The 24,815-nt window shown below is 71.4% G+C and carries 23 protein-coding genes; 12 read left to right on the top strand and 11 right to left on the bottom strand.

Annotated features, from left to right (window positions below; genetic code table 11):
* Positions 1-71 precede the first annotated feature (71 nt).
* Complete coding sequence (locus DJ021_RS01430) at positions 72-794, bottom strand: SDR family NAD(P)-dependent oxidoreductase (protein WP_111455844.1); 723 nt, start codon at positions 792-794, stop codon at positions 72-74.
* Between the two features lie 151 nt (positions 795-945).
* Between DJ021_RS01430 and DJ021_RS01425 the strand changes: the two genes are divergently transcribed.
* From DJ021_RS01425 to DJ021_RS01415, 3 genes are all read left to right on the top strand, one after another.
* Entirely contained in the window at positions 946-2,766 is a 1,821-nt protein-coding gene (locus tag DJ021_RS01425; RefSeq protein ID WP_111458934.1) for a transglycosylase domain-containing protein, read from the top strand.
* A gap of 43 nt (positions 2,767-2,809) precedes the next feature.
* Positions 2,810-3,736 carry an ROK family protein gene (locus DJ021_RS01420; protein ID WP_111455843.1) on the top strand — a complete coding sequence of 309 codons (927 nt, stop codon included), beginning with the start codon at positions 2,810-2,812 and terminating at the stop codon, positions 3,734-3,736.
* A gap of 98 nt (positions 3,737-3,834) precedes the next feature.
* Positions 3,835-5,085 (top strand): MFS transporter, encoded by a 1,251-nt coding sequence (locus DJ021_RS01415; protein ID WP_111455842.1) that lies wholly within the window; start codon positions 3,835-3,837, stop codon positions 5,083-5,085.
* A gap of 7 nt (positions 5,086-5,092) precedes the next feature.
* Here DJ021_RS01415 and hpaH read toward each other — a convergent pair whose 3' ends face one another.
* Genes hpaH through DJ021_RS01385 form a run of 6 tightly spaced genes read right to left on the bottom strand, consistent with a single transcriptional unit; the run spans position 5,093 to position 11,596 of the window.
* Positions 5,093-5,899 carry a 2-oxo-hept-4-ene-1,7-dioate hydratase gene (gene hpaH / locus DJ021_RS01410; protein WP_111455841.1) on the bottom strand — a complete coding sequence of 269 codons (807 nt, stop codon included), beginning with the start codon at positions 5,897-5,899 and terminating at the stop codon, positions 5,093-5,095.
* Positions 5,900-5,935: 36 nt separating this feature from the next.
* Positions 5,936-7,366, bottom strand: a complete 1,431-nt coding sequence (locus DJ021_RS01405; protein WP_207801745.1) for an FAD-binding oxidoreductase — start codon at positions 7,364-7,366, stop codon at positions 5,936-5,938.
* Complete coding sequence (locus DJ021_RS01400) at positions 7,363-8,337, bottom strand: 2-dehydropantoate 2-reductase (RefSeq protein WP_111455840.1); 975 nt, start codon at positions 8,335-8,337, stop codon at positions 7,363-7,365. The genes DJ021_RS01405 and DJ021_RS01400 overlap by 4 nt, the downstream gene beginning before the upstream one ends.
* A gap of 3 nt (positions 8,338-8,340) precedes the next feature.
* Positions 8,341-9,246: a fumarylacetoacetate hydrolase family protein gene (locus DJ021_RS01395; RefSeq protein WP_111455839.1), complete on the bottom strand. Its 906-nt coding sequence runs from the start codon at positions 9,244-9,246 to the stop codon at positions 8,341-8,343.
* Entirely contained in the window at positions 9,243-10,103 is an 861-nt protein-coding gene (locus tag DJ021_RS01390; RefSeq protein WP_111455838.1) for a DODA-type extradiol aromatic ring-opening family dioxygenase, read from the bottom strand. The genes DJ021_RS01395 and DJ021_RS01390 overlap by 4 nt, the downstream gene beginning before the upstream one ends.
* 20 nt (positions 10,104-10,123) lie before the next feature.
* Positions 10,124-11,596 (bottom strand): aldehyde dehydrogenase family protein, encoded by a 1,473-nt coding sequence (locus DJ021_RS01385; RefSeq protein ID WP_111455837.1) that lies wholly within the window; start codon positions 11,594-11,596, stop codon positions 10,124-10,126.
* A 117-nt stretch (positions 11,597-11,713) separates the two neighbouring features.
* On the opposite strand from DJ021_RS01385, the gene DJ021_RS01380 reads away from it, so the two are divergent.
* Positions 11,714-12,517, top strand: coding sequence for an aldolase/citrate lyase family protein (locus DJ021_RS01380; RefSeq protein ID WP_111455836.1), 804 nt, complete (start codon positions 11,714-11,716; stop codon positions 12,515-12,517).
* A 63-nt stretch (positions 12,518-12,580) separates the two neighbouring features.
* The gene (locus DJ021_RS01375; protein ID WP_111455835.1) at positions 12,581-13,108 is read left to right on the top strand and encodes a MarR family winged helix-turn-helix transcriptional regulator; all 528 of its coding nucleotides are present in this window, start codon (positions 12,581-12,583) and stop codon (positions 13,106-13,108) included.
* 38 nt (positions 13,109-13,146) lie between these two features.
* Here the strand turns inward: DJ021_RS01375 and DJ021_RS01370 are convergent, their stop codons facing one another.
* On the bottom strand, positions 13,147-14,115 hold the full coding sequence (locus DJ021_RS01370) for a 2-hydroxyacid dehydrogenase (protein ID WP_111455834.1): 969 nt from the start codon (positions 14,113-14,115) through the stop codon (positions 13,147-13,149).
* 215 nt (positions 14,116-14,330) lie between these two features.
* On the opposite strand from DJ021_RS01370, the gene recA reads away from it, so the two are divergent.
* Together recA and alaS are read left to right on the top strand one after the other, a co-directional pair.
* A complete protein-coding gene (gene recA, locus DJ021_RS01365; RefSeq protein WP_111455833.1) occupies positions 14,331-15,398 on the top strand; it encodes a recombinase RecA in 1,068 nt (355 codons plus the stop codon).
* A gap of 220 nt (positions 15,399-15,618) precedes the next feature.
* Positions 15,619-18,267, top strand: a complete 2,649-nt coding sequence (gene alaS, locus DJ021_RS01360; RefSeq protein WP_111455832.1) for an alanine--tRNA ligase — start codon at positions 15,619-15,621, stop codon at positions 18,265-18,267.
* A 7-nt stretch (positions 18,268-18,274) separates the two neighbouring features.
* Here the strand turns inward: alaS and DJ021_RS01355 are convergent, their stop codons facing one another.
* The 3 genes from DJ021_RS01355 to bla all read right to left on the bottom strand — a co-directional run bounded on the left by DJ021_RS01355 (position 18,275) and on the right by bla (position 21,178).
* A complete protein-coding gene (locus DJ021_RS01355; RefSeq protein WP_243625876.1) occupies positions 18,275-18,655 on the bottom strand; it encodes a VOC family protein in 381 nt (126 codons plus the stop codon).
* A gap of 151 nt (positions 18,656-18,806) precedes the next feature.
* The gene (locus tag DJ021_RS01350; protein ID WP_111455830.1) at positions 18,807-20,024 is read right to left on the bottom strand and encodes an NADP-dependent isocitrate dehydrogenase; all 1,218 of its coding nucleotides are present in this window, start codon (positions 20,022-20,024) and stop codon (positions 18,807-18,809) included.
* Between the two features lie 95 nt (positions 20,025-20,119).
* Complete coding sequence (gene bla / locus DJ021_RS01345) at positions 20,120-21,178, bottom strand: class A beta-lactamase (protein ID WP_111455829.1); 1,059 nt, start codon at positions 21,176-21,178, stop codon at positions 20,120-20,122.
* On the opposite strand from bla, the gene DJ021_RS01340 reads away from it, so the two are divergent.
* From DJ021_RS01340 to DJ021_RS01320, 5 genes are all read left to right on the top strand, one after another.
* The gene (locus DJ021_RS01340; protein ID WP_111455828.1) at positions 21,177-21,965 is read left to right on the top strand and encodes an RNA methyltransferase; all 789 of its coding nucleotides are present in this window, start codon (positions 21,177-21,179) and stop codon (positions 21,963-21,965) included. The two genes, bla and DJ021_RS01340, sit on opposite strands and share 2 nt — an antisense overlap.
* Complete coding sequence (locus tag DJ021_RS01335) at positions 21,962-23,035, top strand: NAD(P)H-dependent flavin oxidoreductase (RefSeq protein WP_111455827.1); 1,074 nt, start codon at positions 21,962-21,964, stop codon at positions 23,033-23,035. Before DJ021_RS01340 ends, DJ021_RS01335 begins: the two co-directional genes overlap by 4 nt.
* A 60-nt stretch (positions 23,036-23,095) precedes the next feature.
* Entirely contained in the window at positions 23,096-23,569 is a 474-nt protein-coding gene (locus DJ021_RS01330; RefSeq protein ID WP_111455826.1) for a nuclear transport factor 2 family protein, read from the top strand.
* A 157-nt stretch (positions 23,570-23,726) separates the two neighbouring features.
* Positions 23,727-24,344 carry a 30S ribosomal protein S4 gene (rpsD, locus tag DJ021_RS01325; protein WP_111455825.1) on the top strand — a complete coding sequence of 206 codons (618 nt, stop codon included), beginning with the start codon at positions 23,727-23,729 and terminating at the stop codon, positions 24,342-24,344.
* A 90-nt stretch (positions 24,345-24,434) separates the two neighbouring features.
* Positions 24,435-24,815 (top strand): hypothetical protein, encoded by a 381-nt coding sequence (locus DJ021_RS01320; protein ID WP_111455824.1) that lies wholly within the window; start codon positions 24,435-24,437, stop codon positions 24,813-24,815.

Genomic DNA, 24,815 nt, shown 5'->3' with positions numbered 1-24,815 from the left:
GGGCGGTGCGGGCGAGACGCGTTGACCATGGGCGCGAGCTATCACCAGCCCGACGCGAAGGCCAGAGTCTCCTAGCGGACGTAGCTGGCCCCGTTGACGTCGAGCACCGCCCCGGTCATCGAGGCCGGCGCCTCCAGCGCCAGGTAGGTGGCGATGCTCGCCAGCTCGGCCGGGTTGGCGACCCGGCCCAGCGGGATGTCGGCCAGCAGCTTGTCGCCGCCGCGGCTGGCCAGATAGTCGTCCGCGTCGTTGCCGGTCATCACGAACCCCGGGCAGACGGCGAAGGCCAGGATGCCCTCGCGCGCAAAGCCGCGGGCGATGGACTTGGTCATCCCCACCACGCCGGCCTTGGAGGCCGCATAGTGCCAGTGCGCCGGGGAGTCGCCGCGGTAGGCGGCGCGGCTGGCGATGTTGACCAGCCGGCCCGGGGCGCCGCGCTCGCGGAAGTGCAGGATGGCGCGGCGGCAGAGGTCGGCCGAGGCCAGCAGGTTGATCTGCAGGGTGCGCGACCAGCTGGCCTGCCAGTCCTCCAGCGCCGCGTCGACCGCCGCCGCCTCGAACACGCCGGCGTTGTTCACCACCACGTCGATCCGTCCGTCGAGCCGCTCAAGCGCAAGCTCCCAGAGCCGGTCGCCCGCGCCCGGCTCGGCGAGGTCGACGCCGACGGCGGTCGCGGTGTCGGTCCGGCCGTGGCCGACCACGCGGGCGCCGCGCGCGCTCAGCGCCTCGACGGTGGCGGCGCCGATGCCGCGGGTGGAGCCGGTGACGAGGATGTGGGGTGCAGGGTTAGCCATGCGCCGCTCCCTAGCTCAGCCATGCGACGGCGAAAAGGTCGCGGCGCCCGGCCGGCCAGGTTACCGCGAATTATCTTTGCGCCGCGCCCGGGAGGCGACAGAAGTGCGCGCGTTGAGGACGCCGGGGGGGCGTCGCTGAGGAGCCTTGCGCGTGATCGCCTTGCTAGCCGCCGCCACCGTGTTCGGCGCGGCGCCCCAGTTGCCGCCGCTGCCCGAGATCCGGCGCGAGCCCCAGGTCACCTATCTCGACCGCTCCGGCGCGGTGCTGGGCGTCCGCGGGGGCCGCTACGCCCCGCCGGCCGACCTCGCCAAGCTGCCGACCTATGTGCCGGCCGCCTTCGTGGCCGTGGAGGATCGGCGGTTCTACGAGCACACCGGCTTCGATCCGGTCGGCATCGCCCGGGCCATCGTCTCCGACCTCGGCCAGGGCCGCGCCGCCCAGGGCGCCTCGACCATCACCCAGCAGCTGGCCCGCAACCTGTTCCTGAGCTCCGACCGGACGATGGAGCGCAAGGCCCAGGAGCTGCTCTACGCCGTCCAGCTGGAGCGCACCTATTCGAAGCGCCAGATCCTGTCGCTCTACCTCAGCCGCATCTACTTCGGGGCCGGCGCCTACGGCATCGAGGCGGCGTCGCAGCGCTACTTCAACAAGCCCGCCGCGCGCCTGACGCTGAAGGAGGCCGCCATGCTGGCGGCGATCCCGAAGTCGCCGACCAACTACAATCCGGCCGACGAACCGGAGCGTTCGGACGAGCGGGCCGGCATCGTGCTGGCCGCCATGGTGGAGACCGGCGCCATCACCCCGGCCGAACGCGCCAAGGCGATGGCGCAGAAGCCGAAGGTCTGGAAGAGCGCCCCGACCGCGTCGGCGCAGTACTTCCTCGACTGGGTCGACGGCCAGACCCGCCAGCTGGCGGGCGCGCCCCGGCAGGACCTGGTGGTCGAGACCACCCTCGACCTGCCGACCGAGACCGCCGCCGCCGAGGCGACGCGCGCCAGCGTCGCCGGCCACAAGGCGCAGGCCATCGAGCAGGCGGCGCTGGTCACCGTCGACGGCGCCGGCCGCGTGCGGGCCATGGTCGGCGGGACCGACTACGCCAAGAGCCCGTTCAACCGCGCGGTGGACGCCCGTCGGCAGGCCGGCTCGGCCTGGAAGCCGTTCGTCTATCTCACCGCCCTGGAGGCCGGCCGCACGCCGGACACCCTGGTGGTGGACGAGCCGGTGACCATCGCCGGCTGGACGCCCCGCAACTACGAAGCCGGCTACCTCGGCGAGATCACCCTGGAGCAGGCGCTGGCCCATTCGATCAACACCGTGGCGGCGCGGCTCGCCGACGAGGTCGGCCGGCCCACGGTGGCGGCCACCGCGCGCCGGGTGGGGATCGTCTCGCCGATCAACACCGACCCGGCCATGGCGCTCGGCACCACCCAGGTCTCCCCGCTGGAGATGGCCCAGGCCTATGCGGTGTTCTCCAACGGCGGCAACCGGGTCGCGGCCTATGGCGTCGAGCGGATCCGCACGGCCGGCGGCGCGGTGCTCTACCAGCGCAAGCCCGTGGTCTGGACGCCGGTCATCGGCAACCCGCCGCTCAGCGAGCTGAACCGCATGCTGCGCACGGTGATCGCCTCGGGCACCGGCGTGCGCGCGGCGATCCCCCGCTACGACCTGGCGGGCAAGACCGGCACCACCTCGGACTACAAGGATGCCTGGTTCTGCGGTTTCACCGGCGGGTTCGCCACCGTCGTCTGGATGGGCCGCGATGACGCCACGCCGATGCGCAAGGTCACCGGCGCGGGCGCGCCCGTCGAGCTCTGGCGCAACGTCATGTCCGCCGAGCTGAAGCGCCTGCCGGTGCAGCCGATCCCGGCCGGGCCGGCGCCCCCGCCGCCGCCGCTGGTCGTCGTCGACCCGGCGACGCTCCCGCCGCCGCCGCCCGCGCCCGCGGAGCCCGCGCCGCCGCCGACGAACTGAGCCGCCTTGGCGAGCCTCGGCGCGCGGCGATAGAAGGTCAGCCATGCTCCAGATCGGAATCGACTTCGGCGGCACCAAGATCGAGATCGCCGCCCTGGATGAGCGCGGCGCGTTCCTCCACCGCACGCGCGAGCCGACGCCGCGCGACTATGACGGCTCGATCCGGCTGCTGTGCGCCATGGTCGTGCAGGCCGAGGCCGCGTTGGGGGAAACCGGCACGGTCGGGGTGGCCCTGCCGGGGTCGATCTCGCCGCGCACCGGCCTGATCCGCAACGCCAACTCGGTGTGGCTGAACGGCCGGCCGTTCCGCGAGGACTTGGCCCGGGCGCTGGGCCGCGAGGTGCGGGTGGCCAACGACGCCAACTGCCTGGCGCTGTCGGAAGTGGTGGACGGTGCGGCGAAGGGGGCGGCGAGCGCTTTCGCGGTGATCCTCGGCACCGGCTGCGGCGGCGGCCTGGTGATCGGCGGCCGGCTGGTGGAGGGCGCCAACGGGATCGCCGGCGAGTGGGGCCACGCGCCGCTGCCCTGGCCGGACGCCGACGAGTTCCCCGGGCCGGCCTGCTGGTGCGGCCAGCGCGGCTGCATGGAGACCTGGGTGTCCGGGACCGGCCTGCGGCAGGACTACGCCCGCGCCACCGGCCGCCAGACGGGCGGCGAGGAGATCATCGCCGCGGCGCGCGCCGGCGAGGCCGCCGCCGCCGAGGCCTTCGACCGCTACCTGAGCCGGCTGGGCCGCGGCCTGGCCGCCATCGTCAACATCGTCGACCCCGAGGTGTTCGTGTTCGGCGGCGGCCTGTCGAACGTGCCGGAGATCTACCAGCGGCTGCCCGACGCCATCCGCCCCTACGTCTTCTCCGACGCCTGGGAGGCGCAGCTGGCGCCGGCCCGGTGGGGCGATTCCTCCGGCGTGCGCGGCGCGGCGCGGCTGTGGCCCGTCCTTGCCGCGACCACGATGCCGCCGGTGGCCTGAACCCGGGGCGATTCTTACAAAAAGTTGGGCCGCCGGTCGCTCGGCAGACAGCGGCGCGCGCTGTATGGCTGCGCTTCCTCCCCCGTTCGTGTGCCTGAATGACCAAGCTTACCCTGTCGAACGCGCCGGCTTCACCGGCGCGCGATCCCGTTTTGCCGCCGGCGCGCAAGCCCGGCGTCGTCCATCTGGCGCTGGCGATGGGCGGGTTCGCCATCGGCACGACCGAGTTCGCGACCATGAGCCTCTTGCCCTACATGGCGAAGGACCTGGGCGTCGATGCGCCCACCGCCGGCCATGTGATCAGCGCCTATGCCCTGGGCGTGGTGGTGGGCGCGCCGTTGATCGCCGTGGCCTCGGCGCGGATCGCCCGGCGGCCGCTGCTGATCGGCCTGATGCTGGTCTTCGCGCTGGCCAACGGGCTCTCGGCGCTGGCGCCCAGCTACGGCTGGATGCTGCTGTTCCGCTTTCTGAGCGGCCTGCCGCACGGCGCCTATTTCGGCATCGCCTCGCTGGTGGCGGCCTCGGTGGTTCCGCAGGACCGGCGCACCGCCGCGGTCGGCCGCGTGCTGCTGGGGCTGACGGTCGCGACCATCGTCGGCGTGCCGTTCGCCAACCTTTTGGGCCAGATGGTCGGCTGGCGGTGGTGCTTCGCCATCGTCGCGGTGCTGGCCCTGACCACGGTCGGCCTGGTCGCAGCGTTCGCGCCCCGTGACCGCGCGCAGGCCGGGGCGAGCCCCTTGCGGGAGCTGGGCGCGCTCGCCCGGCCGCAGGTGTGGCTGACGCTGGCCATCGGCGCCGTCGGCTTCGGCGGGGTGTTCGCCGTCTACACCTACCTGTCCTCGACCCTGATGCAGGTCACCGGCGCGCGGCCGGCCGCGATCCCGGTAGTGCTGATGGTGTTCGGCGTGGGCATGACGTTGGGCAACCTGATCGTGCCCCGCTTCGCCGACCGGGCGCTGATGCCGACCGCCGGCGTCGCGCTGGTCTGGTCGGCGGCGATGCTGGCGCTCTATCCGCTGGCCGCGCACAGCCTTCCCCTGATCACCCTCGACCTCTTCGGCGTCGGCCTGGGCTGTGCGCTGGCGGCGGTGTTGCAGACGCGGCTGATGGACGTGGCCGGCGACGCCCAGGCGCTGGCCGCGGCGCTGAACCACTCCGCCTTCAACACGGCCAATGCGCTCGGCCCGTGGCTGGGCGGCATGGCCATCACGGCCGGCTACGGCTGGACCTCGACCGGTTGGGTGGGGTGCGCCCTCGCGGTAGGGGGCCTGCTGGTCTGGATCGTGTCGTGGCGCGCGTCGGTGGTCGACGCCGGAACGCCGCAGCCGGCGGTCGAGGCCGCAGGCTGACGCCGCCTCATGCGAACCGCACGGCGATCGAGCCGAGCGGGCCATAGTCGACGTGGAAGGTGTCCCCCGTCCGGGCGGGGACCGGGGCCGTGAACGAGCCGCCCAGGATGATCTCGCCGGGCTCCAGGGTCACGCGGTAGGGATGCAGCTTGTTGGCCAGCCAGGCCGGGCCGTTGGCCGGATGGTTGAGCACCGCGGCCGCCACCCCGGATTCCTCGACGACGCCGTTGCGGTAGAGCACGGCGGCGACCCAGCGCAGGTCCACGTCCATCGGACGCACGGGCCGGCCGCCCAGCACGATGCCGGCGTTGGCCGCATTGTCCGAGATGGTGTCGAAGACCTTGCGGGTGGCCTTGGTGTCGGGATCGACCTGCATGATCCGCGCGTCGATGATCTCCAGCGCCGGGATCACGTAGTCGGTCGCCGAGAGCACGTCCAGGAGCGTGGCGTGGGGTCCGCAGAGGCGGTCCTTCAGGACGAACGCCAACTCCACCTCCACCCTGGGCACGATGAAGCGCGCCGTGGGGACTTCGCCCCCGTCGGCGAACTGCATGTCGTCGAGCAGCGTGCCGTAGTCCGGCTCGGTGATGTTCGACGCGCGCTGCATCGCGCGGCTGGTCAGGCCGATCTTGTGGCCGATCGGGCGCCGCCCGGCCGCGATCTTGGCCTCCACCCACGCCGCCTGGACGGCGTAGGCGTCTTCGATGGTGATCTCCGGATGGTCCAGCGAGACGTGGCGCAGCTGCGTCTGCGTGCGTTCCGCAACGTCCAGCTGCTCGGCCAGGCTTCGTACGGTGTCAGGGCTGAGCGCCACGGCCGGTCCTCCTCGGGGATGGGTGTGAGGCCGTCTTCACGGCCGGGCAGGCGGCTCCAGCCGGAGCAGCTTGCCGGGGTTCATGATCCCGATCGGGTCCAGGGCGCGCTTGATGGCGCGCATCAGGCCCATCTCGATCGGCGTCTTGTAGTGCTCGGCCTCGTCACGGCGCAGCACGCCCAGCCCGTGCTCGGCGGAGATCGAGCCGCCATGGGCGGCGACCAGGTCGTGCACGATGCGGTTGATCGGACCTTGGCGCGCCAGCAGGCTCTCGCCGGCGTCGCCCGCAGCCGGCGAGACGTTGAAGTGGATATTGCCGTCGCCCAGGTGGCCGAACACCACCGGGCGCACGTCCGGGTGAAGGCGGGCCAGCGCCGCCAGCGCTCCGTCGAGGAAACCACCGATGCTGGAGATCGGCACGGACACGTCATGCTTGACGGTCTTGCCTTCCGCCCCCTGCGCTTCGGAGACGTTCTCCCGGAGCGCCCAGAACGCCTTGGTCTGGGCGATCGAGGCGGCGATCGCGGCGTCGCTGACCAGACCGTCTTCCAGCGCCCGGCCGAGGACGTCCTCCAGCGCGTCCAGCGCCCGGGCCTCGTCAAGCAGGTCGGTGACCTCGATGAGCACGCACCAGGGCGCTTCGGCCTCCAGCGCCGGCCGGGCGCCCGGGACGTGTCGCAGCACCAGCTGCAGGCAAAGCGACGAGATCAGCTCGAAGCCGGTCAGGGCCGGTCCCAGCCGGTTCTGGGCCAGCTGCAACAGCCCGAGCGCCTGGTGCGGCGTGGCGACCGCCGCGAAGGCCGCCACCCGCGCAGCCGGCGCAGGATGGAGCTTGAGCACCGCGCCGGTGATCACCCCGAGCGTGCCCTCCGAGCCGATGAACAGGTCCCGCAGATCGTAGCCGGTGTTGTCTTTGCGCAGGCCGCGCAGGCCGTCCCAGATCTCCCCGCGCGCGGTCACCACCTCCAGGCCGAGACAGAGGTCGCGGGCATTGCCATAGCGCAGCACGCCAGTGCCGCCGGCGTTGGTCGCCAGGTTGCCGCCGATGGTGCAGCTGCCCTCCGCCGCCAGGCTGAGCGGGAAGAACCGGCCGGCCGCCTCGGCTTCGCCCTGGACCTTCGCCAGGAGGCAGCCGGCGTCGACGGTGATTGTGTTGTTCACCGGATCCACGGCGCGGATCCTGTTCATCCGCGCCAGCGACAGCACGAGGCCGGCGTCCCCGGGGCCCGGGACCGAGCCGCCGGACAACCCAGTATTGCCACCCTGCGGCGTGACCGGGGTCGCGGTTTCGTGAGCCCAGCGCAGGAGGGCGGCCACCTCCGCGGTCGTGGTGGGCTGGACCACGCCCAGCGCATCGCCGCGCCAGAGCTTGCGCCAGTCGACCAGGAACGGCGCCATCTCCTCCGGCGCGGTGAGCAGGCGCCCGGCGTAGGCCCCGCGCAGGCTCGCAAGCCGGTCGGTGATCACGGCGTCAGGCCGTGCGTCTCGCCGAAGAGGCGCGTCAGGCCGTAGAGCACGTCGGTGTACGGCGTCGGCACGCCAACCGCTGCGGCGATCGCGCGGGGCGCGCCGACCAGGGCCTCGAGCTCGATGGGCCGGCCGGCGTCGGCATCCTGCAGCATGGAGGTGCGGAAGGCGCCCAGCTTGCGCGTCACCTCGATGCGGGCCTCGCCCAGCTCGTCGATGGGACAGCCGATCCGGGCGCCGGTCTCCGCCGCCTCGGCCATGACCGCCAGCAACAGCGAACGGACGTCGGTGTCGTCGAGGATCCGATCGGCCGTGGCCCCGGTGATCGCCGACACCGGGTTCATGGTCATGTTGCCCCACAGCTTGTACCAGATGTCCCGCCGGATGGCGGCTGCGGCGGTGGCGTCGAAGCCGGCCTGGGCGAACGCCTCGACCACCCGCGACAGCCGCGCGCTCGCGCCTCCGGCAGGCTCGCCGAGGATGACGCCATTGCCCATGTTGTGGACGGCGCAGCCCGGGTCCGCGGTCGCCACGCTGGCGTGCACCACGCAGCCGATCACGTGGCGGTGGGGGATCGCCGCGCCGATCGCGCCCTCCGGATCGACCGCCGCGCGGGTCGCCGCCTCGGCCGGGCCCAGCCCGTCGGCGAACCACCAGGGGATGCCGTTCATCGCCGGCACGACCACGGTTTCGTCTGAAAGCAGGCCGGCGACGGCGGGGGCCACGGCGGCCAGCGCCGGCGCCTTCACGGCGATCACCACCAGGTCCTGCGCGCCCAGCTCCGCTGCGCTGTCCGAGGCCCTGACCGGCCAGGACCGGGTGGCGCCGGCTTCGGTCAGCCGAAGGCCGGAGCCGCGCAGCGCCGCCAGCGTCGCCCCGCGGGCCAGGACCGAGACCTCATGCCCGGCGGCGGCGAAGCGGCCGCCGATCCAGCAGCCGATGGCGCCTGCGCCGACGATCGCGATCCGCATCCTCTAGCTCCTCGGCGCCGTTGCGCGATAGTTGGCCTTGAAGTCCCCGCGCACCCGCGCGTCGACGCCCAGGGCGACGCGGCGGACCTCCGGCGTGTCCATGGCCGGATGCCCCACATCGGCGGCGCGCGGCGCAGGTCCGGCGACCACCCGATTGGCCAGCCGGCCGAGGTTGGTGATCTCCACCTCGATGAGGTCGCCCGGCTCCAGCGAGCGGGAATGGGCGGGCGTGCCGGTCAGGATGACGTCGCCGGGCAGCAGGGTGATGTACCGGGCGATGTCGGCGATCATGTACTCGGGGCCCCAGATCAGCTCCTCGCCGATCTTCGCCTCCTGGACCAGCAGGCCGTTGCGGTAGGTGCGCAGGGTCTCCCGGCGGGGATCGACGCCGGAGACGATGCCCGGCCCAATGGGACAGAAGCCGTCCATGCCCTTCACCCGCAGCATCGAGCCCTGGTCGGTGTCGCGGAAATCCTGGGCGCCCATGTCGAGGGCGGGCGCGAAGCCGGCGATGCAGTCCCAGGCCTCGTCCGGGGTGACGTTGCGCGTCACCCGGCCGATGACGGCGGCGAACTCGCCCTCGTAGTTGAGGTACTTCACGCCGTCGGGCTTCACGAGCTCGCCGTTGTGGCCGTTCAGCGCGGTGACCGGCTTGGTGAAATAGGTCGGGTTCTCGGTGGGCCTGGCGGTGTTGCGGGACTCGATCCCGCGCGAGGCGTAGCTCAGGTGCACCGCGATGATCTTCGACGGATGGGGGTCGAGGGGCGGCAGGTGGACCAGGGCGGCCGGATCGACGACCCGGCCGTCGTCCAGGCGCAGCTGGCCGTCGTCGCGCATGGTCCCCCAGCAGGCGGCGGCGCCGACCAGCACCCGGCGACGTTCGACGCGGGGCCCGTCGAGAACGCTCATCTTTGCACCTCGAACCACATGTGGACGTTGCCCGTCCCGCGGGCGTTCTCGTAGTCGGAAAGTTGCTCGCCCCGCGCCTTGCACGCCGGCCCGCCCAGGGCGCCCACCATCTGCAGGTAGTGGCCGCCCAGCCCCTCCCAGGGGATGGCCCGGTACTCGGGAAAGCGGTCCAGGATCAGGTCGTGGCGACCCTGCTCGAACAGCGCGATCGCCTCGCGGTCGCTGCGGACGTTGGCCGGGTCGGAGACGTTGTCGGGGTGGTAGATCCTGGGGTTGCTCTGCTCCCAGTCCAGGTCGTTGAACTTGTGGCTTAGGGCGCCGGAGGCGAGCAGCACCGCGCGGCGGCCGCTGCGCCGGATCGCCTCGCCGACCACCTCGCCCATCTCCAGGAAGTGCCGGGTCTTGGCCGTCTGGCAGTTGCCGACGGTCATGATCCGCTCGGTGGCCTTCAGGCGGTTGACCACGTTGATGGTCGCGTAGTGGCGCGGCAGGGTCGGCTCGTCGATGGTCTTGACCAGCGCGCCGCGTTCGTCCGCCACCACCTGGCAAAGCTGCGCCAGGTCCGGCGCGCCGTCGTAGGCGTAGCGCTGCCCGTGCAGATACCAGGGCATCTCGTCGGAGATGTAGCTGCCCTCGTAGTGCGCGCCGCCGTCGACCAGGTGGTAGCCGGTGGTGAACCAGTGGGTGTCGAAGATCACCAGCACGTCCGGCTTAAGCGCGTCGATCTTCGCCCGCAGCCGCGCGTAGCCGGCGATCAGGTCGGAGTCCGCGCCGGCCCCCATGTGGACGCGGAAGTCGTCGTCCTGCATCAGCCCGGGATGGTGCGACACCAGGGCGGCGCCAACGATCTCACCCATGGAGGGTCTCCTTGCGCCGGTCAGCGATGGCTGAAGCTGGGCTTGAACGGTTGCTTGGGAACGACGACGTCCTTGACGTCGCAGAAGAAGTCGAAGCTCCAGGCGCCGCCTTCCCGCCCGACTCCCGACTTGCCGCGGCCGCCGAACGGTGCGGCCAGGTCGCGAATTCCGAAGGCGTTGACCCAGATGAAGCCGGTGCGGACCTGTTCGGCGACCGCCCTGGCATGGTCCTCCGCGCCGTAGCAGACGCCGCCGAGGCCGTAGTCGACGCCGTTGGCCAGCACGATGGCCTCGGCATCGTCGCTGAAGGTCTGCAGCACGAGCACCGGCCCAAACACCTCCTCCTGGACGATCTCGTGGTGCTGCTCGACGCCTGCGAACATGGTCGGCTGGAAGTAGAGCTCGCCGAACTCATGGCGGCCGCCGCCCCACAGGACCTCGGCGCCGGCCGCGCGGGCGCGCTCGAGGTAGCCGGCGATCCGTTCCACCTGGCGCGGATGGATGATCGGCCCGACCTCGGTCGCCTCGTCGCGCGGGTCGCCGACGCGGAGCTTCTCGACATGGCCGCGCATGCGCTCGACGAAGGCGTCGCGGACGCTCTCGTGGACCAGGAAGCGGGTGCCGGCGAGGCAGACCTGGGTGGCGTTGCGATACATCAGGGCGCCGGTCGCCGCCGCGGCGTCGAGGTCGGCGTCGGGCAGGACGATGAACGGCGACTTGCCGCCCAGCTCCAGGCTCACGGGCACCAGGTTGGCGCCGGCGACGCTGGCGATGGTGCGCGCGGTGGCCACCGAGCCGGTGAACGAGATCCGCGCCAGTCGCGCGTCGGAGACCAGCGCCGCGCCGGTCACCGCGCCGCTGCCCTGGACGACGTTGAACACGCCCGGCGGCAGGCCCGCCGCCTCCGCCGCGTCGGCCAACAGCGAACAGCTCAGCGGCGCCCACTCCGGCGGCTTGACCACCACCGTGTTGCCGGACGCCAGCGCCGGACCGACCTTCCAGGTCGTCAGCATCAGCGGCGAGTTCCACGGCGTGATGATCGCGCAGACACCCGCCGGGTCGTGCCGGACGTGGTGCGTCGCCTGCGGCGTCTCGATCACCTGGTCCTGCAGGGTCAGCGCCTGCTCGGCGAACCAGGTGATGTTGAGCATGGCGCGGGGCACGATGCCGTGCCGCATGCGCGAGAGGAGCACGCCGGCGTCGTTGGACTCCGCCAGGCACAGGGCCTCGGCCCGCGCGCCGATCTCGGCGGCGAAGCGCTTCAGGTAAGGCAGCCGGCCTTCCGCCCCGAGCGCGGCCCAGGCGGGGAAGGCCGCCGCGGCTTCGCCCACCGCCTGCGCGACGACCGCCGGGCCGGCTTCCGCCATCGCGCCCAGGCGGCGCATGTCGATGGGCGAGAACACCTCGAACGCGGCTTCCGAGCCTACGCGGCGACCGCCCACATAGTGCAGCGGCGAGATCGCGTGCGCGTCGATTCTGATAGTGTCCGGCATCCGGAGGTCTCTCGCCGTCGAGCGTCGCCGGCGGCGACCAATTCGTTTCTCGTGCAATCAATTCGTTGCAGTGTCAACGAATTCTGCGTACCGGTGGCGGGACGCTGAGGAGACCCCATGCTCGACATGCACAACGCCTTCCGCGCGCGGCTCAAAGCCGGCGAGCCGCAGATCGGGCTGTGGCAATCGCTCGCCAGCCCCAACACGGTCGAGCTCTGCGCAGCCGCCGGTTTCGACTGGCTGCTCCTGGATGGCGAGCACGGGCCGAACAGCGTTCCCCTGCTGCTGGCCCAGCTTCAGGCGATGAACGGCTACGCCTCGCAAGCCGTGGCGCGCCTGCCCGTCGCCGACGCGACGCTCATCAAGCAGTACCTGGACATCGGCGTGCCCAGCCTGCTGGTCCCCTACGTCGAGAGCGCCGAACAGGCCTCGGCCATGGTGCGGGCCAGTCGCTATCCGCCGGAGGGGATCCGCGGGGTGGCCGCCGGCCTGGTGCGCGCCTCGCGCTGGGGGCGGATCGACCGCTATGTGCACCGCGCCAACGAAGAGGTCTGCCTGCTCCTGCAGGTCGAGAGTCAGGCCGGGCTGGAGAACCTCGCCGCGATCGCGGCGACTCCGGGCGTCGACGGGGTGTTCATCGGCCCGTCGGACCTGGCCGCCTCCCTTGGCTATCTGGGAGAGCCGGGCCACCCCAAGGTGGTCGCGGCCATAGAGGGCGCGATCAAGGTGGTGCTCGCCCACGGCAAGGCGGCCGGCATCCTGGCGCTCACCGAAGCCCAGGCCCGGCATTACCTCGACCTGGGTTGCAGCTTCGTGGCGGTCGGGACGGACGCCGGCCTGCTGTCGCGGGCCGTGGACGAGCTGGCCGGCGCGTTCCTGGCGCCGGAACGGCCCCGGACGCGGGCGAGCGTCGGCTATTGAGCGATCTCGACGGACCGCGCGGCGCGTGCGATCCGGAAGGCGCGATGCGGATGATGTCCAGACATGGCCTCTGAACGACGGGCTTCTGAACGACGGCGTTTCCCGCCGGGCGTGGAGCTCCGGGAGGCGATCTCGCTGCGCGAGTTCCTGCCGTACCGGATCCATCACCTGGCGTCCAAGGTCGCCATGCCGCCGCCGTTCGAGCTGCCCGACGGGCGGATCATTCGCGCCCGGGAGTGGCGGGTCATCCTGCAACTCGCCGCCCGCGGGCCACTCACCAATGGCGAGCTCGCCGAGCTCGTCGGGATGGACGCCGCGACCATCACCCGGGTGGCGCAGCATCTGGGAGACCTGGGCCTGGTCACCGCCAAGGTCTCCAGCACCGACCGCCGCAAGCAGATCGTCAGCCTCACGCCGGCCGGCGCCGAAGCCCACGACCTCATCGCGCCCGGCCGGCGCGAGGCGGCCGAGGCGATGATCGCCGGCCTCGACGCACCGGAGCGCGAACAGCTCTTTCAGCTGCTGGACAAGCTGGAAGCCCATCTCAGCGGGCTGGGTGCGGTCGCGGACGACGCCCATTGGGAGTCCTGATCCAGGCCTCCGGCTAAGCTTGCATCCGGTTGCTGGCCTTACCGGACGGGAAGGCCGGCCCTCGTCTCTGGGGTCGGCGTCAGGGCTCGCCCGTCGGCGAGCCAGACGGCGATATTGTCCACCACCAGCTTCGACATGGCCGCTCGGGTGTGGACGGTGGCGGACGCGACGTGGGGCATGAGGACGGCGTTCTCCAGCTCAAGCAGCTCCGGACCCACATGCGGCTCGTGCTCGAAGACGTCGAGGCCGGCGGCGGCGATGACTCCGGTGCGCAGCGCGGTCGCCAGCGCGGCCTCATCCACCGTGGAGCCGCGCCCGACGTTGACGAAGACCCCGTCGGCGCCGAGCGCCGCCAGCACCTCGGCGTCGACCAGGCGGCGCGTCTCGGCTCCGCCCGGCAGGATCGAGATCAAGGTGTCGACCGCGCCGGCCAGCTGGCGGGCGTCCGGGAAGTACGGGTAGGCCAGGTCCGGCTGCGGCCGCCTTCCGCTATAGGCGAGGGAGACGCCGAAGCCTTCGAGGCGGGTGGCGACGGCCTTTCCGATCCTGCCCGTGCCGAGGATCCCGACGCGCCGCCCACGAAGGGTGTGCGAGAGGGGGAAGGGGCCGGCCTCCCATCGACCGGCGCGGAGGAAGCGCTCCGCCTCGCCGAGCCGGCGGATGGTCATGATCAACAGGCCCAGCGTGAAGTCGGCGACTTCGTCGGTCAGCACGTCGGGCGTATGCGTGACGGCGATCCCGCGGGCCGTGGCGGCGGCGACATCGACCTTGTCGTAACCCACGCCCTGGTTCGCGACGAGCTCAAGGGCAGGCAGCCGCTCGAACAGCGCACCGTCCACGACGACATCCCAGGCGGCCACGGCCCGAACGGCGGCCAGACCTTCGACCCGTCCCGCCAACACCTCGGCCCGCGTGGCCCGCAGACAAGGCCCCAGACGCGCGCACCCCTTGATGAGCGCCTCCGAGGCCGGTGTCAGGACAAGGATTTCCGCAGGCTTCGAGATCATCCAGGGCGCCGTTGATTTTGAGGTTGGCGGGGGGGCTGGGACCGCCCGCGAGGGCGATAGGCCAGCGAATATTTTTGTCGATATTCCGTTGCCACCCCCGGGGCAAAGAGAACATCTTGCGAACGGAGAACAAACCACGTACGAATGAGTCCTCGGCCGCGGTGCGATCGGACAGCCGGGTTGGCGGAATCGTGGGATAAGAGGGGCTTGGATAGATGACTCAATCAGCGTTGAGGCTCGTGGCACGAGAAGACGGAGATAAGCAGCGCGCTCTGGAAGCGGCGCTGTCACAGATTGACCGGGCCTTCGGCAAGGGCTCGGTGATGAAGCTGGGCGAGAAGGGCAAGATCGTCGAGATCGAGTCCGTCTCCACCGGCTCGCTGGGCCTCGACCTGGCGCTGGGCATCGGCGGCCTGCCGAAGGGCCGGGTGGTGGAGATCTACGGGCCGGAAAGCTCGGGCAAGACGACGCTCGCCCTGCACGTGGTGGCCGAGGTCCAGAAGCAGGGCGGCACCGCCGCCTTCGTGGACGCCGAGCACGCGCTCGACCCCTCTTACGCCCACAAGCTGGGCGTCAACCTCGACGACCTCTTGGTCTCGCAGCCGGACACCGGCGAGCAGGCGCTGGAGATCACCGACACCCTGGTGCGCTCGGGCGCGGTGGACGTCATCGTCATCGACTCGGTGGCGGCCCTGACCCCGCGGGCGGAAATCGAAGGCGAGATGGGCGACAGCCTGCCGGGCCTGCAGGCGCGGCTGATGAGCCAGGCGCTGCGCAAGCTCACCGCCTCGATCTCCAAGACCCAGACCCTGGTGATCTTCATCAACCAGATCCGCATGAAGATCGGGGTGATGTACGGGTCGCCGGAGACCACCACCGGCGGCAATGCGCTGAAGTTCTACGCCTCGGTGCGCCTCGACATCCGCCGCACCGGCTCGGTGAAGCTGCGCGACGAGATCGTCGGCAACAACGTCCGCGTGAAGGTGGTGAAGAACAAGGTCGCCCCACCGTTCCGCGAGGTCGAGTTCGACATCATGTACGGCCAGGGCATCTCCAAGCTCGGCGAGATCATCGACCTGGGCGTCAAGGCCGGGGTGATCGAGAAGTCGGGCTCGTGGTTCTCCTGGAACAGCCAGCGCATCGGCCAGGGCCGCGACAACGTTCGCGAGTTCCTGAAGGCCAATCCGGACATGGCCGCCGAGATCGAGAAGGCCGTCCGCGGCGCCAAGGCGGTGATCGAGGAAGAGCTGCTGGTCGGCGGCCCCGAGGCCGGCGAGGAATAGGCTCCTCGAGCGGCCGGCCGCATCGCGGGCGGGCTCCCGCCAACCCGGCCCACCCGCGCGCCAACCCCGCGCGGCCGACCGCCACGAGGTTCCTGGACGTCTGGAGGCCCCCTCCAGGCGTCCTTTTCCTTTGCGCGGCAAGGCAAGTTTCGTAAACGGACGCCCGGTCCCATCTAAGCGGGACCCGATCCTTTAGAGCCCAGTTCGAAACCGTAGGCCCATGGCGACCCTGAACGAGATCCGCAGCCACTTCCTGGACTACTTCCAGCGGAAGGACCACGCCGTGGTCCCCTCGGCGCCGCTCGTCCCGCAGAACGATCCGACCCTGCTGTTCGTCAACGCCGGCATGGTGCCGTTCAAGAACTACTTCACCGGCGCGGAGACCCCGCCCTGGCCGCGCGCCGCCTCCTCGCAGAAGTCGGTGCGGGCCGGCGGCAAGCACAACGACCTCGACAACGTCGGCTACACCGCCCGCCACCACACCTTCTTCGAGATGCTGGGGAATTTCTCCTTCGGCGACTACTTCAAAGAAGCGGCGATCGAGCACGCCTGGGAGCTGCTGACCAAGGAGTTCGCCCTGCCGGTCGACCGGCTGCTGGTCACCGTCTACGCCGACGACGACCACGCCCACAGCCTGTGGAAGAAGATCGCCGGCCTGCCGGACCAGAAGATCATCCGCATCGCCACCTCCGACAACTTCTGGTCGATGGGCGACACCGGCCCGTGCGGCCCCTGCTCGGAGATCTTCTACGACCACGGCGCCCACATCCCCGGCGGCCCGCCCGGCAGCCCGGACGAGGACGGCGACCGGTTCGTGGAGATCTGGAACCTGGTCTTCATGCAGTACGAGCAGTTCGCCAACGGCGACCGCACCGACCTGCCGAAGCCCTCCATCGACACCGGCATGGGCCTGGAGCGGATCGCCGCCGTGCTGCAGGGCGTGCACAACAACTACGACGTCGACCTGTTCCGGGCGTTGATCGCGGCGTCCCAGGACCTGGTGGGCGGCCCCGGCGGGCCGGCCAGCGACCCCTCGCACCGGGTGATCGCCGACCACCTGCGCTCCTCCAGCTTCCTGATCGCCGACGGCGTGATGCCTTCGAACGAGGGGCGCGGCTACGTGCTGCGCCGGATCATGCGCCGCGCCATGCGCCACGCCCACCTGCTGGGCGCGGAGGATCCGCTGATGTACCGCCTGGTCCCCACGCTGGTGGCGCAGATGGGCGAGGCCTATCCGGAGCTGCGGCGCGCCGAGCCGGCGATCGTCGACACCCTGCGCCAGGAGGAGGAGCGGTTCCGCCGCACGCTCGGCCGCGGCATGGCCCTGCTGGAGGAAGCCACCGCGGGCCTCGGCTCCGGCCAGGTGCTGTCCGGCGAGACCGCCTTCAAGCTCTACGACACCTACGGCTTCCCCCTCGACCTGACCCAGGACGCGGTCCGCGCCAAGGGCCTGACCGTCGACCTCGAGGAGTTCGACCGCGCCATGGCCCGCCAGCGCGAGCAGGCGCGCGAGGCCTGGACCGGCTCCGGCCAGGTCGCGGCGGCGGGCGAATGGTTCGCGATCCGCGACCGGCTCGGCCCCACCGCCTTCGTCGGCTACGACGACACCGAGACCACTGCCGAACTGTTGACCCTGGTGGACGGCGGCCGCGAGATCGACCGCGCCGAGGCCGGCCAGAAGGTCCAGGCCCTGTTCGACCGCACGCCCTTCTATGGCGAGAGCGGCGGCCAGGCCGGCGACCAGGGCGACGTGGAATGGGACGGCGGCCGCGCGCGGGTCACCGACGTCCAGAAGCAGGCCGGCGACCTCCACGTCCACCACCTGGAGATCCTCAAGGGCGCGCTGACGCCCGGGGCCCGGGTGCGGCTGGCGGTGGACCCCGAGCGGCGGCTGGCGACCAAGGCCAACCACTCGGCCACCCACCTGCTGCATGCGGCGCTGCGTAGCGTGCTCGGCCGCCACGTGACCCAGAAGGGCCAGTTGGTGGACGGCGAGCGGATCCGCTTCGACTTCAGCCACGGCCAGCCGCTGACCGCCGACGAGATCGACCGCATCGAGGCCGAGGTCAACGCGGTGATCCGCCAGAACCTGCCGGCCGAGACCAAGCTGATGGGCGCGCAGGAAGCCATCGAGAAGGGCGCCATGGCGCTGTTCGGCGAGAAGTACGGCGACACCGTGCGCGTGCTGACCCTGGGCCGGGCGCTGACCGGGGAGGGCGACTATTCGGTCGAGCTCTGCGGGGGCACCCACGTGGCCCGCACCGGCGACATCGCGCTGTTCAAGATCGTCGCCGAACAGGGCGTCGCCGCCGGCGTGCGCCGGGTCGAGGCGCTGACCGGCGAGGCCGCGCGCCGCTACCTGCTGGAGCAGGCCGGCGTCGCCAAGGCGCTGGCCGAGCAGTTCAAGACCCCGGTGGCCGAGGTGCCTGCACGCGTCGAGGCCCTGGAGGCCCAGCGCCGCAAGCTCGAGAAGGAGCTCGGCGACGCCAAGCGCCAGCTGGCCATGGGCGGCGGCTCAGGCGGGGCTGCGGCGGGGCCGGAGGACATCGGCGGCGTGCAGGTGCTGGCCCGGGTGATGGACGGCGTCGGCGGCAAGGACCTGCGGCCCATCGCCGAGGAGTTCAAGAAGCAGATCCCCGACGGCGTCATCGCCCTGGTGGGCGCGGCCGACGGCAAGGCCTCGGTGACGGTGGCCGTCACCGGCCAGGCCCAGGCCCGGTTCAACGCCGTGGAGCTGGCCAAGGCGGCCGTCCAGGCGATGGGCGGGCAGGGCGCGGGCGGACGTCCCGACTTCGCCCAGGGCGGCGCCCCCGACGGCGCCAAGGCCGCCGAGGGCCTGGCCGCCGTGAAGGCGGCGCTGGCCGGGTAGGGCGACCCTAGACGGTCGTGTAGACGCAGAGCTTGTTGCCGGCGGCGTCGCGGACATAGGCGCCGTAGAAGCCGCTGGTCGCCTCGGGCGGACGGAAGCCCGGCGCGCCCTCGTCGGTCCCGCCCTGGGCGAGGGCGGCGTCGTAGGCGGCCGTCACCTGATCCTGGGTGTCGGCCTTGAAGCCGATCATCACGCCGTTGCCGCCGCGCGCCGCCTGGCCGTCGAACGGCCGGCAAATGCCGACGCCGGGCGCGTCGCCCCGGCCATAGAAGGCCCAGCCGCCGTCCAGCGGACCGCGCTCGTAACCGATGGCCCCCAGCACCGCGTCGTAGAAGGGCAGCGCCTGTTCGACGTCGTTCGCGCCGAGGGTGATGTAGCCGATGGTCATGCCGTGTCCTCCCGAAGATCCGCGGAGCATAGCGCGGCGAAAGAACAAAGCAAGAACCCGGAGCGGCGATCCGCGGCGTGACGACCCGCCCATACGAAAAGCGCCGCCTGCGTCGGACGCAGGCGGCGCGAATTCAGCCCTGGGCTTGGGCTTAGGCGGGGACGAGCGCCTTCTCGAGGTTGGCCGCGACCTTGTCGATGAAGCCCTCGGTGGTCAGCCAGCCCTGGGTGTCGCCGACCAGCAGCGCCAGATCCTTGGTCATCGAGCCGGCTTCCACCGTCTCCACGCAGACCCGCTCCAGGGTCTTGGCGAAGCGGTCGAGCTCGGCGTTGCCGTCGAGCTTGGCGCGGTGCTCCAGGCCCCGCGTCCAGGCGAAGATCGAGGCGATGGAGTTGGTCGAGGTGCTCTCGCCGCGCTGGTGCTGGCGGTAGTGGCGGGTGACGGTGCCGTGGGCGGCTTCCGCCTCCATGGTCTTGCCGTCCGGCGTGATCAGCACCGAGGTCATCAGGCCGAGCGAGCCGAAGCCCTGGGCGACCTGGTCGGACTGCACGTCGCCGTCGTAGTTCTTGCAGGCCCAGATGAAGCCGCCCGACCACTTCAGGGCCGAGGCGACCATGTCGTCGATCAGCCGGTGCTCGTAGGTGATGCCGGCGGCCTTGAACCGGTCGGCGTACTCGGCGGCGAACACCTCGGCGAAGAGGTCCTTGAAGCGCCCGTCATAGGCCTTGAGGATGGTGTTCTTGGTCGACAGGTACAGCGGGTACTTGCGGTCGAGCGCGTAGGCGAAGCTGGCGCGGGCGAAGTCGCGGACCGAGTCGTCCAGGTTGTACATGGCCATGGCCACGCCGGAGCCGGGGTACTGGAAGACCTCGTGCTCGATCTTCTCGCCGTTGTCGCCTTCCCAGGTGATGGTCATCTTGCCCGGGCCGGGGACCTTGAAGTCGGTGGCGCGGTACTGGTCGCCGAAGGCGTGGCGGCCGATGATGATCGGCTGGGTCCAGCCGGGGATCAGGCGCGGCACGTTGCGGCAGATGATCGGCTCGCGGAAGACGACGCCGCCCAGGATGTTGCGGATCGTGCCGTTCGGCGACTTCCACATCTTCTTGAGCTTGAATTCCTCCACCCGTTGCTCGTCGGGCGTGATGGTCGCGCACTTGATGCCGACGCCCAGCCGCTTGATCGCCTCCGCGGCCTCGACCGTCACCCGGTCGTCGGTGGCGTCGCGGTTCTCCATCCCGAGGTCGTAGTACTCCGTCGGCAGGTCGACGAACGGGAAGATCAGCTTGTCCTTGATCAGCTTCCAGATGATGCGGGTCATCTCGTCGCCGTCGAGATCGGCGACTGGGTTGGCGACTTTGATCTTGGCCATGAGGGCGCGGGCTCCGACGGGACTTCGTTTCGGGGGGCCGTATAGCCGTCACACGCCCAGACGCAAAGGCTCCGCGCTACGACTTGGCCATGAGCTCAGCCGACGCCGCGGATCATGGCGCGGGCGACGTCGGCGATGGCGGCGTCGCGGGCCGCGTCGTCGAGGGTCGAACCGCTGAGGAAGACCGCCGCCGCATAGGCGCGTTTGTCGGGCAGGGTGACGATCCCGACGTCGTTGATCGCCGGGTTCATGCCCTGGTCGGTGCGCGCGGTTCCAGTCTTGTGGGCCAGGGTGGCGCCCGGCGGCAGGCCGGCCTTCAGCCGGTGCGCCCCGGTGGGGGTGTTGGTCATGATCTGCAGCAGCAGGGCGGTGGAGGCCCGCGATATCAGCTCGCCCGCGGCCAGCATCCCCAGGAAAGTCAGCATGCCGCGCGGCGTCGCCGTGTCGCGGGGATCGGCGAGGTAGCGGACGACCGCGGCGCGCCGGACCTCGGGCGGCACCGACCGGAGGGCGGCGAGATAGGCGGCCTCGCCCTTCCAGGCCGGGCGGAAGGAGGCCATGCCGACGCTTTCCGGCTGCAATTCCCGCTCGTAGCGGTCGACCCGCACTTCCTCGATCTTCTTGCCGACCAGCCAGGCGGTCAGCGCGCCGGGACCGCCGACGCGCCGCATCAGGATGTCGGCGGCGGTGTTGTCGCTCATGCCGACGGCGGCCACGAGCAGCTCGCGGGCGGTGTAGTCGCGCCGGGCCGGCCAGGCGTCGGCGATCGGCGAATAGGACGGCGACAGGTCGATGTCGTCCAGGGTGAAGACCTGGTCCAGGGACAGCAGCCCGGCGTCCACCTCGGAGAGCGCATAGGCGCCCAGCGGAGCCTTGAACACGCTCTGCATGGGGAAGGGCCGCTCGCCGTTCAGCGACCAGACCTCGCCGCTCTCCAGGTTCATCAGCCCGGCGCCCAGCACCGCCGGCCGCAGCCGCGCGGCGATGGCGGCGATGTCGCCGTTGAGCTGTTTCATGTCGAGCTTCGGCGTGGTCGATGCGGTGAGCGTCGCCTTGGCGCTGCAACCGACCAGGCCCATGGATCCGGCCCCAATCAGCAGTTCCCGTCGCAGCAGGCTTGCATTCGGACGGCCGGCCGATTGAAAACGCGTCATGGTTGAAGCTTCCCCCCAGGCCCCTGTCGTAATCCTGAACGTGCCGCAGCTGGCGGAAAATATCGGCGCCGCCGCCCGCGTCATGGCGAATTTCGGTCTTGCGGAGCTGCGGCTGGTGGCTCCCCGGGACGGTTGGCCGCAGGAGCGGGCCTGGGCGTCGGCCTCGGGCGCCGATTGGCCGCTCAACGACGCCAAGGTGTTCGAGCGGGTCGAGGACGCCATCGCCGACCTGCAGCTGGTCTACGCCACCACGGCGCGGCCTCGGGAGCTGCAACTGCCGGTGCTGACCCCGCGCGAGGCGGCGGCGGAGCTGTCCTCCGCCGCGGCGGAGGGCCTGAGCACGGGACTGCTGTTCGGCGGCGAGCGGGCCGGCCTGGAGACCGCCGACATCGCCCTGTGCCGGGCGGTGATCACCATCCCAGTCGATCCGCGCTTCCGGTCTCTGAACTTGGCGCAGGCGGTGGCGCTGAACGCCTACGAATGGCGGATGACGGTGGCGGCCGCCGCGCCGGCCTCCTTCCGCGAGGGCCCGCCGCCGGCCGACGGCGCGGCCATGCTGGGGCTGTTCGAGCACCTGGAGCGGGAACTGGACGAGGCGGGCTTCTTCCATCCGCCGGAGAAGACCCCCTCGATGGTGCAGAACCTGCGCTCGGCCCTGTCGCGGGCCCGGTTCAGCGACCAGGAGGTGCGCACCTTCCGCGGCGTGGTCACCGCCCTGTCGCGCGGCCGCGGCAAGGTGCTGGAGAAGATCGCCCGCCAGAAGAGCGGGCGAAAGGACGACGGATGAGCCTGGCCGCCCTGCTGGAGAGCCTGCCGATCCCGGTCATCCAGGCGCCGATGGTGGGCGCCTCCCTCGACGCCCTGCCGCTGGCGGTGAGCCGGGCCGGCGGCCTGGGGTCGTTTGCGGCCGCGACGCTCTCGCCCGCCGAGATCGGTCCGGCGGTGGCGGCGCTGAGGGCGCAGACCGACGCGCCCTTCGCCGTGAACCTGTTGATGGCGCCGGCGACGAGGCCGGAGCCGGCGGAGGTCGACGCCGCCCTGGCGCGTCTCGCGCCCTGGTACGCCGAGCTTGGCGCGCCGACGCCGGACGCGCCGAACCGCTTCTCGCAGGACTTCGAGGCGCAGCTGGAGGCGGTGACCCGCGCCGCGCCGCCGGTCGCCTCCTTCACCTTCTCGGTGCTGACCCGGGCGCAGGTCGACGCCCTGCACCAGGCCGGGACCTATGTGGTCGGTACGGCCAACACGGTCGCCGAGGCGCGGGCCTGGGCGGAGGCCGGAGCGGACGGGATCTGCGCCCAGGGCGCCGAGGCCGGCGGCCACCACACCAACTTCCTGGCCGGCATCGAGGCGAGCCTGATCGGGACCATGGCCCTGGTGGCGACGGTGCGGGAGGCCGTCGACCTGCCAGTGATCGCCGCCGGCGGGATCATGGACGGCCGCGGGGTCGCCGCGGCGCTGGCCCTGGGGGCGAGCGCCGCGCAGATGGGCACCGCCTTCCTGCTGGCCGACCAGGCGGTGACGCCCGGGCCCTGGCAGCGCGCCATCGCGGCGGCGACGGACGATCCGACCCGGATGACCCGCGCCTTCTCCGGCCGCTATGCGCGGGGGATCGAGAACCGCTTCATGCGCGAGATGCGGGCCGTGGAGCGCGAGGTCCCGGCCTATCCGGTGCAGAACCGGCTGACCCAGCCCCTGCGGGCGGCCGCCGAGCAGGCTGGCGATGCGGAGATGATGTCGCTGTGGGCCGGCCAGGCGGTGCGGCTGACCCGGGCCGGCGATGCCGGCGAGATGCTGCGGCGCTGGTGGAACGAGGCGCAGGCGGCGTCGCGCGAGCTTGCCCGCCGGACCGGCGCCTGAGGCTTGCCCCGAAGCCTCGCCGCTGCGAACTATCCACCCGCGCCCCGGGAGGAGAGACCGATGACGATTTCCACGCGAACGCTCGCCACCGGCGCAGCGCTGCTGCTGATCCTCGGCTTCGGTCCGGCCGCGGCGGCCCCGCCGCAGACCAGCGCGGAGCGCGGCGTGCGGCAGGCGCTGATCCGGCTGAACGGCTTCCTCGCGCGGCGCGACATGGCGGTGGTCGATGAGTTCGCCAAGGGCGACGAGACGCTGCTGGTGGGCTCCGCGCCCGACGACAAGGCCCGCGGCCGGGCCGAGCTCGAGGCGCATTTCGCCCGCTACTTCGCCATGCCCCAGACCATCAGCTTCTCCTGGCGGGAGGTGCGGGTCTCGGTCCGCGGGCCGGTGGCCTGGCTCTATGCTGAGGGCGAGGTGGTGCTGCGCGGCGACGAGGGCGAAACCCGGCAGCCCTACCGCCTGACCGGGGTCTTCGAGCTGCAGGGCGGCCGCTGGAAGTGGCGGCAGTTCCACGGGTCGTCGCCGGCCGCCTGACCTTGACTCCCGAAAGGCCGGGCGGCATACACCGCGCCTTCGTGAACCGCCGGCTTTCCGCGCGGCCGCGGAGCTATGACGGGTGACGCGAAGGCCGCCGTTGCGATCGCGCTTTCCACTTCGGAAGCGCCGGCTCGTGTCGATGAAGTGAGCAGACATGTCCAAGCGCCATAGCGCCAAGTACAAACTCGACCGCCGGATGGGCGAAAACATCTGGGGTCGCCCGAAGTCCCCGATCAACAAGCGCTCCTACGGCCCCGGCCAGCACGGCCAGCGCCGCAAGCAGAAGGTCTCCGACTTCGGCCTCCAGCTGCGCGCCAAGCAGAAGCTGAAGGGCTACTACGGCAACCTGACCGAGAAGCAGTTCAGCCGGATCTACGAAGAGGCCGCCCGCCGCAAGGGCAACACCTCCGAGAACCTGATCTCGCTGCTGGAGTCGCGCCTGGACGCCATCGTCTATCGCGCCAAGTTCGTGCCGACCCCGTTCGCGGCGCGCCAGTTCGTCAACCACGGCCACGTGATGGTGAACGGCAAGCGGGTGAACATCCCGTCGTACCGCGTGAAGCCGGGCGACGTGGTCACGGTGCGCGAGCGTTCGCGCAACATGGCCCTGGTGCTGGAAGCCCTGCAATCGGGCGAGCGCGACACGCCGGACTACATCGAAGTCGACGTGAAGGGCATGAGCGCCAAGTACATCCGCATGCCGGAGCTGGCCGAGGTGCCGTACCCGGTGAAGATGGAACCCAATCTCGTCATCGAATTCTACGCGTCCTAAGCGACGCCCGACTTCGTCAGACGATGCGAAGGCCCCGGAGCGATCCGGGGCCTTTTGCTTTTGCGCGCCGGCCGTGGCGGAGTGGGGCCGATGAATCGCAGGATGCTGATGTTCGCCGGCCTGGCGCTGCTGGCCGGCTGCGCGGGCGCCGGGCCGCCGCCGACCGTGACGCCCGCCGCGACGGCCCTGGGCGAGCTGGAGCCGCTCTATTCCGCGGTGGCGGGCCGCGAGGCGCTGACCGTCCGGGTCGCTTCCAACGGCTGCACGGCCAAGGCGGACTTCGCCTTCTATGTGGAGCGCAAGGGCCAGGCGGTCACGCTGGCGTTGGGCCGCAAGCGGCTGGACCGCTGCCGGTCCTTCGCCATGGGCCAGACCGAGCTCAGCTTCACCTGGGCGGAGCTCGGCCTCGCGCCGCGGACGCCGGTGTTCCTGCTGAACCCGCTGGTGGCCTGGACCGGGCCGGGGCTGTGA

Origin of the sequence: Phenylobacterium hankyongense (assembly GCF_003254505.1) — a bacterium.
Taxonomy (GTDB): domain Bacteria; phylum Pseudomonadota; class Alphaproteobacteria; order Caulobacterales; family Caulobacteraceae; genus Phenylobacterium; species Phenylobacterium hankyongense.
Note: the sequence above shows the minus strand (reverse complement) of the source record. Positions and strands in the feature narration are given on the sequence as shown.

Coding starts and splice junctions, on each gene's coding strand:
- DJ021_RS01430 (WP_111455844.1), bottom strand. CDS start 794: ATGGCTAACCCTGCACCCCACATCCTCGTCACCGGCTCCACCCGCGGC.
- DJ021_RS01420 (WP_111455843.1), top strand. CDS start 2,810: ATGCTCCAGATCGGAATCGACTTCGGCGGCACCAAGATCGAGATCGCC.
- DJ021_RS01415 (WP_111455842.1), top strand. CDS start 3,835: ATGACCAAGCTTACCCTGTCGAACGCGCCGGCTTCACCGGCGCGCGAT.
- DJ021_RS01400 (WP_111455840.1), bottom strand. CDS start 8,337: ATGCGGATCGCGATCGTCGGCGCAGGCGCCATCGGCTGCTGGATCGGC.
- DJ021_RS01395 (WP_111455839.1), bottom strand. CDS start 9,246: ATGAGCGTTCTCGACGGGCCCCGCGTCGAACGTCGCCGGGTGCTGGTC.
- DJ021_RS01390 (WP_111455838.1), bottom strand. CDS start 10,103: ATGGGTGAGATCGTTGGCGCCGCCCTGGTGTCGCACCATCCCGGGCTG.
- DJ021_RS01385 (WP_111455837.1), bottom strand. CDS start 11,596: ATGCCGGACACTATCAGAATCGACGCGCACGCGATCTCGCCGCTGCAC.
- DJ021_RS01380 (WP_111455836.1), top strand. CDS start 11,714: ATGCTCGACATGCACAACGCCTTCCGCGCGCGGCTCAAAGCCGGCGAG.
- DJ021_RS01375 (WP_111455835.1), top strand. CDS start 12,581: ATGGCCTCTGAACGACGGGCTTCTGAACGACGGCGTTTCCCGCCGGGC.
- DJ021_RS01370 (WP_111455834.1), bottom strand. CDS start 14,115: ATGATCTCGAAGCCTGCGGAAATCCTTGTCCTGACACCGGCCTCGGAG.
- recA (WP_111455833.1), top strand. CDS start 14,331: ATGACTCAATCAGCGTTGAGGCTCGTGGCACGAGAAGACGGAGATAAG.
- alaS (WP_111455832.1), top strand. CDS start 15,619: ATGGCGACCCTGAACGAGATCCGCAGCCACTTCCTGGACTACTTCCAG.
- DJ021_RS01355 (WP_243625876.1), bottom strand. CDS start 18,655: ATGACCATCGGCTACATCACCCTCGGCGCGAACGACGTCGAACAGGCG.
- DJ021_RS01350 (WP_111455830.1), bottom strand. CDS start 20,024: ATGGCCAAGATCAAAGTCGCCAACCCAGTCGCCGATCTCGACGGCGAC.
- DJ021_RS01340 (WP_111455828.1), top strand. CDS start 21,177: ATGGTTGAAGCTTCCCCCCAGGCCCCTGTCGTAATCCTGAACGTGCCG.
- bla (WP_111455829.1), bottom strand. CDS start 21,178: ATGACGCGTTTTCAATCGGCCGGCCGTCCGAATGCAAGCCTGCTGCGA.
- DJ021_RS01335 (WP_111455827.1), top strand. CDS start 21,962: ATGAGCCTGGCCGCCCTGCTGGAGAGCCTGCCGATCCCGGTCATCCAG.
- DJ021_RS01330 (WP_111455826.1), top strand. CDS start 23,096: ATGACGATTTCCACGCGAACGCTCGCCACCGGCGCAGCGCTGCTGCTG.
- rpsD (WP_111455825.1), top strand. CDS start 23,727: ATGTCCAAGCGCCATAGCGCCAAGTACAAACTCGACCGCCGGATGGGC.
- DJ021_RS01320 (WP_111455824.1), top strand. CDS start 24,435: ATGAATCGCAGGATGCTGATGTTCGCCGGCCTGGCGCTGCTGGCCGGC.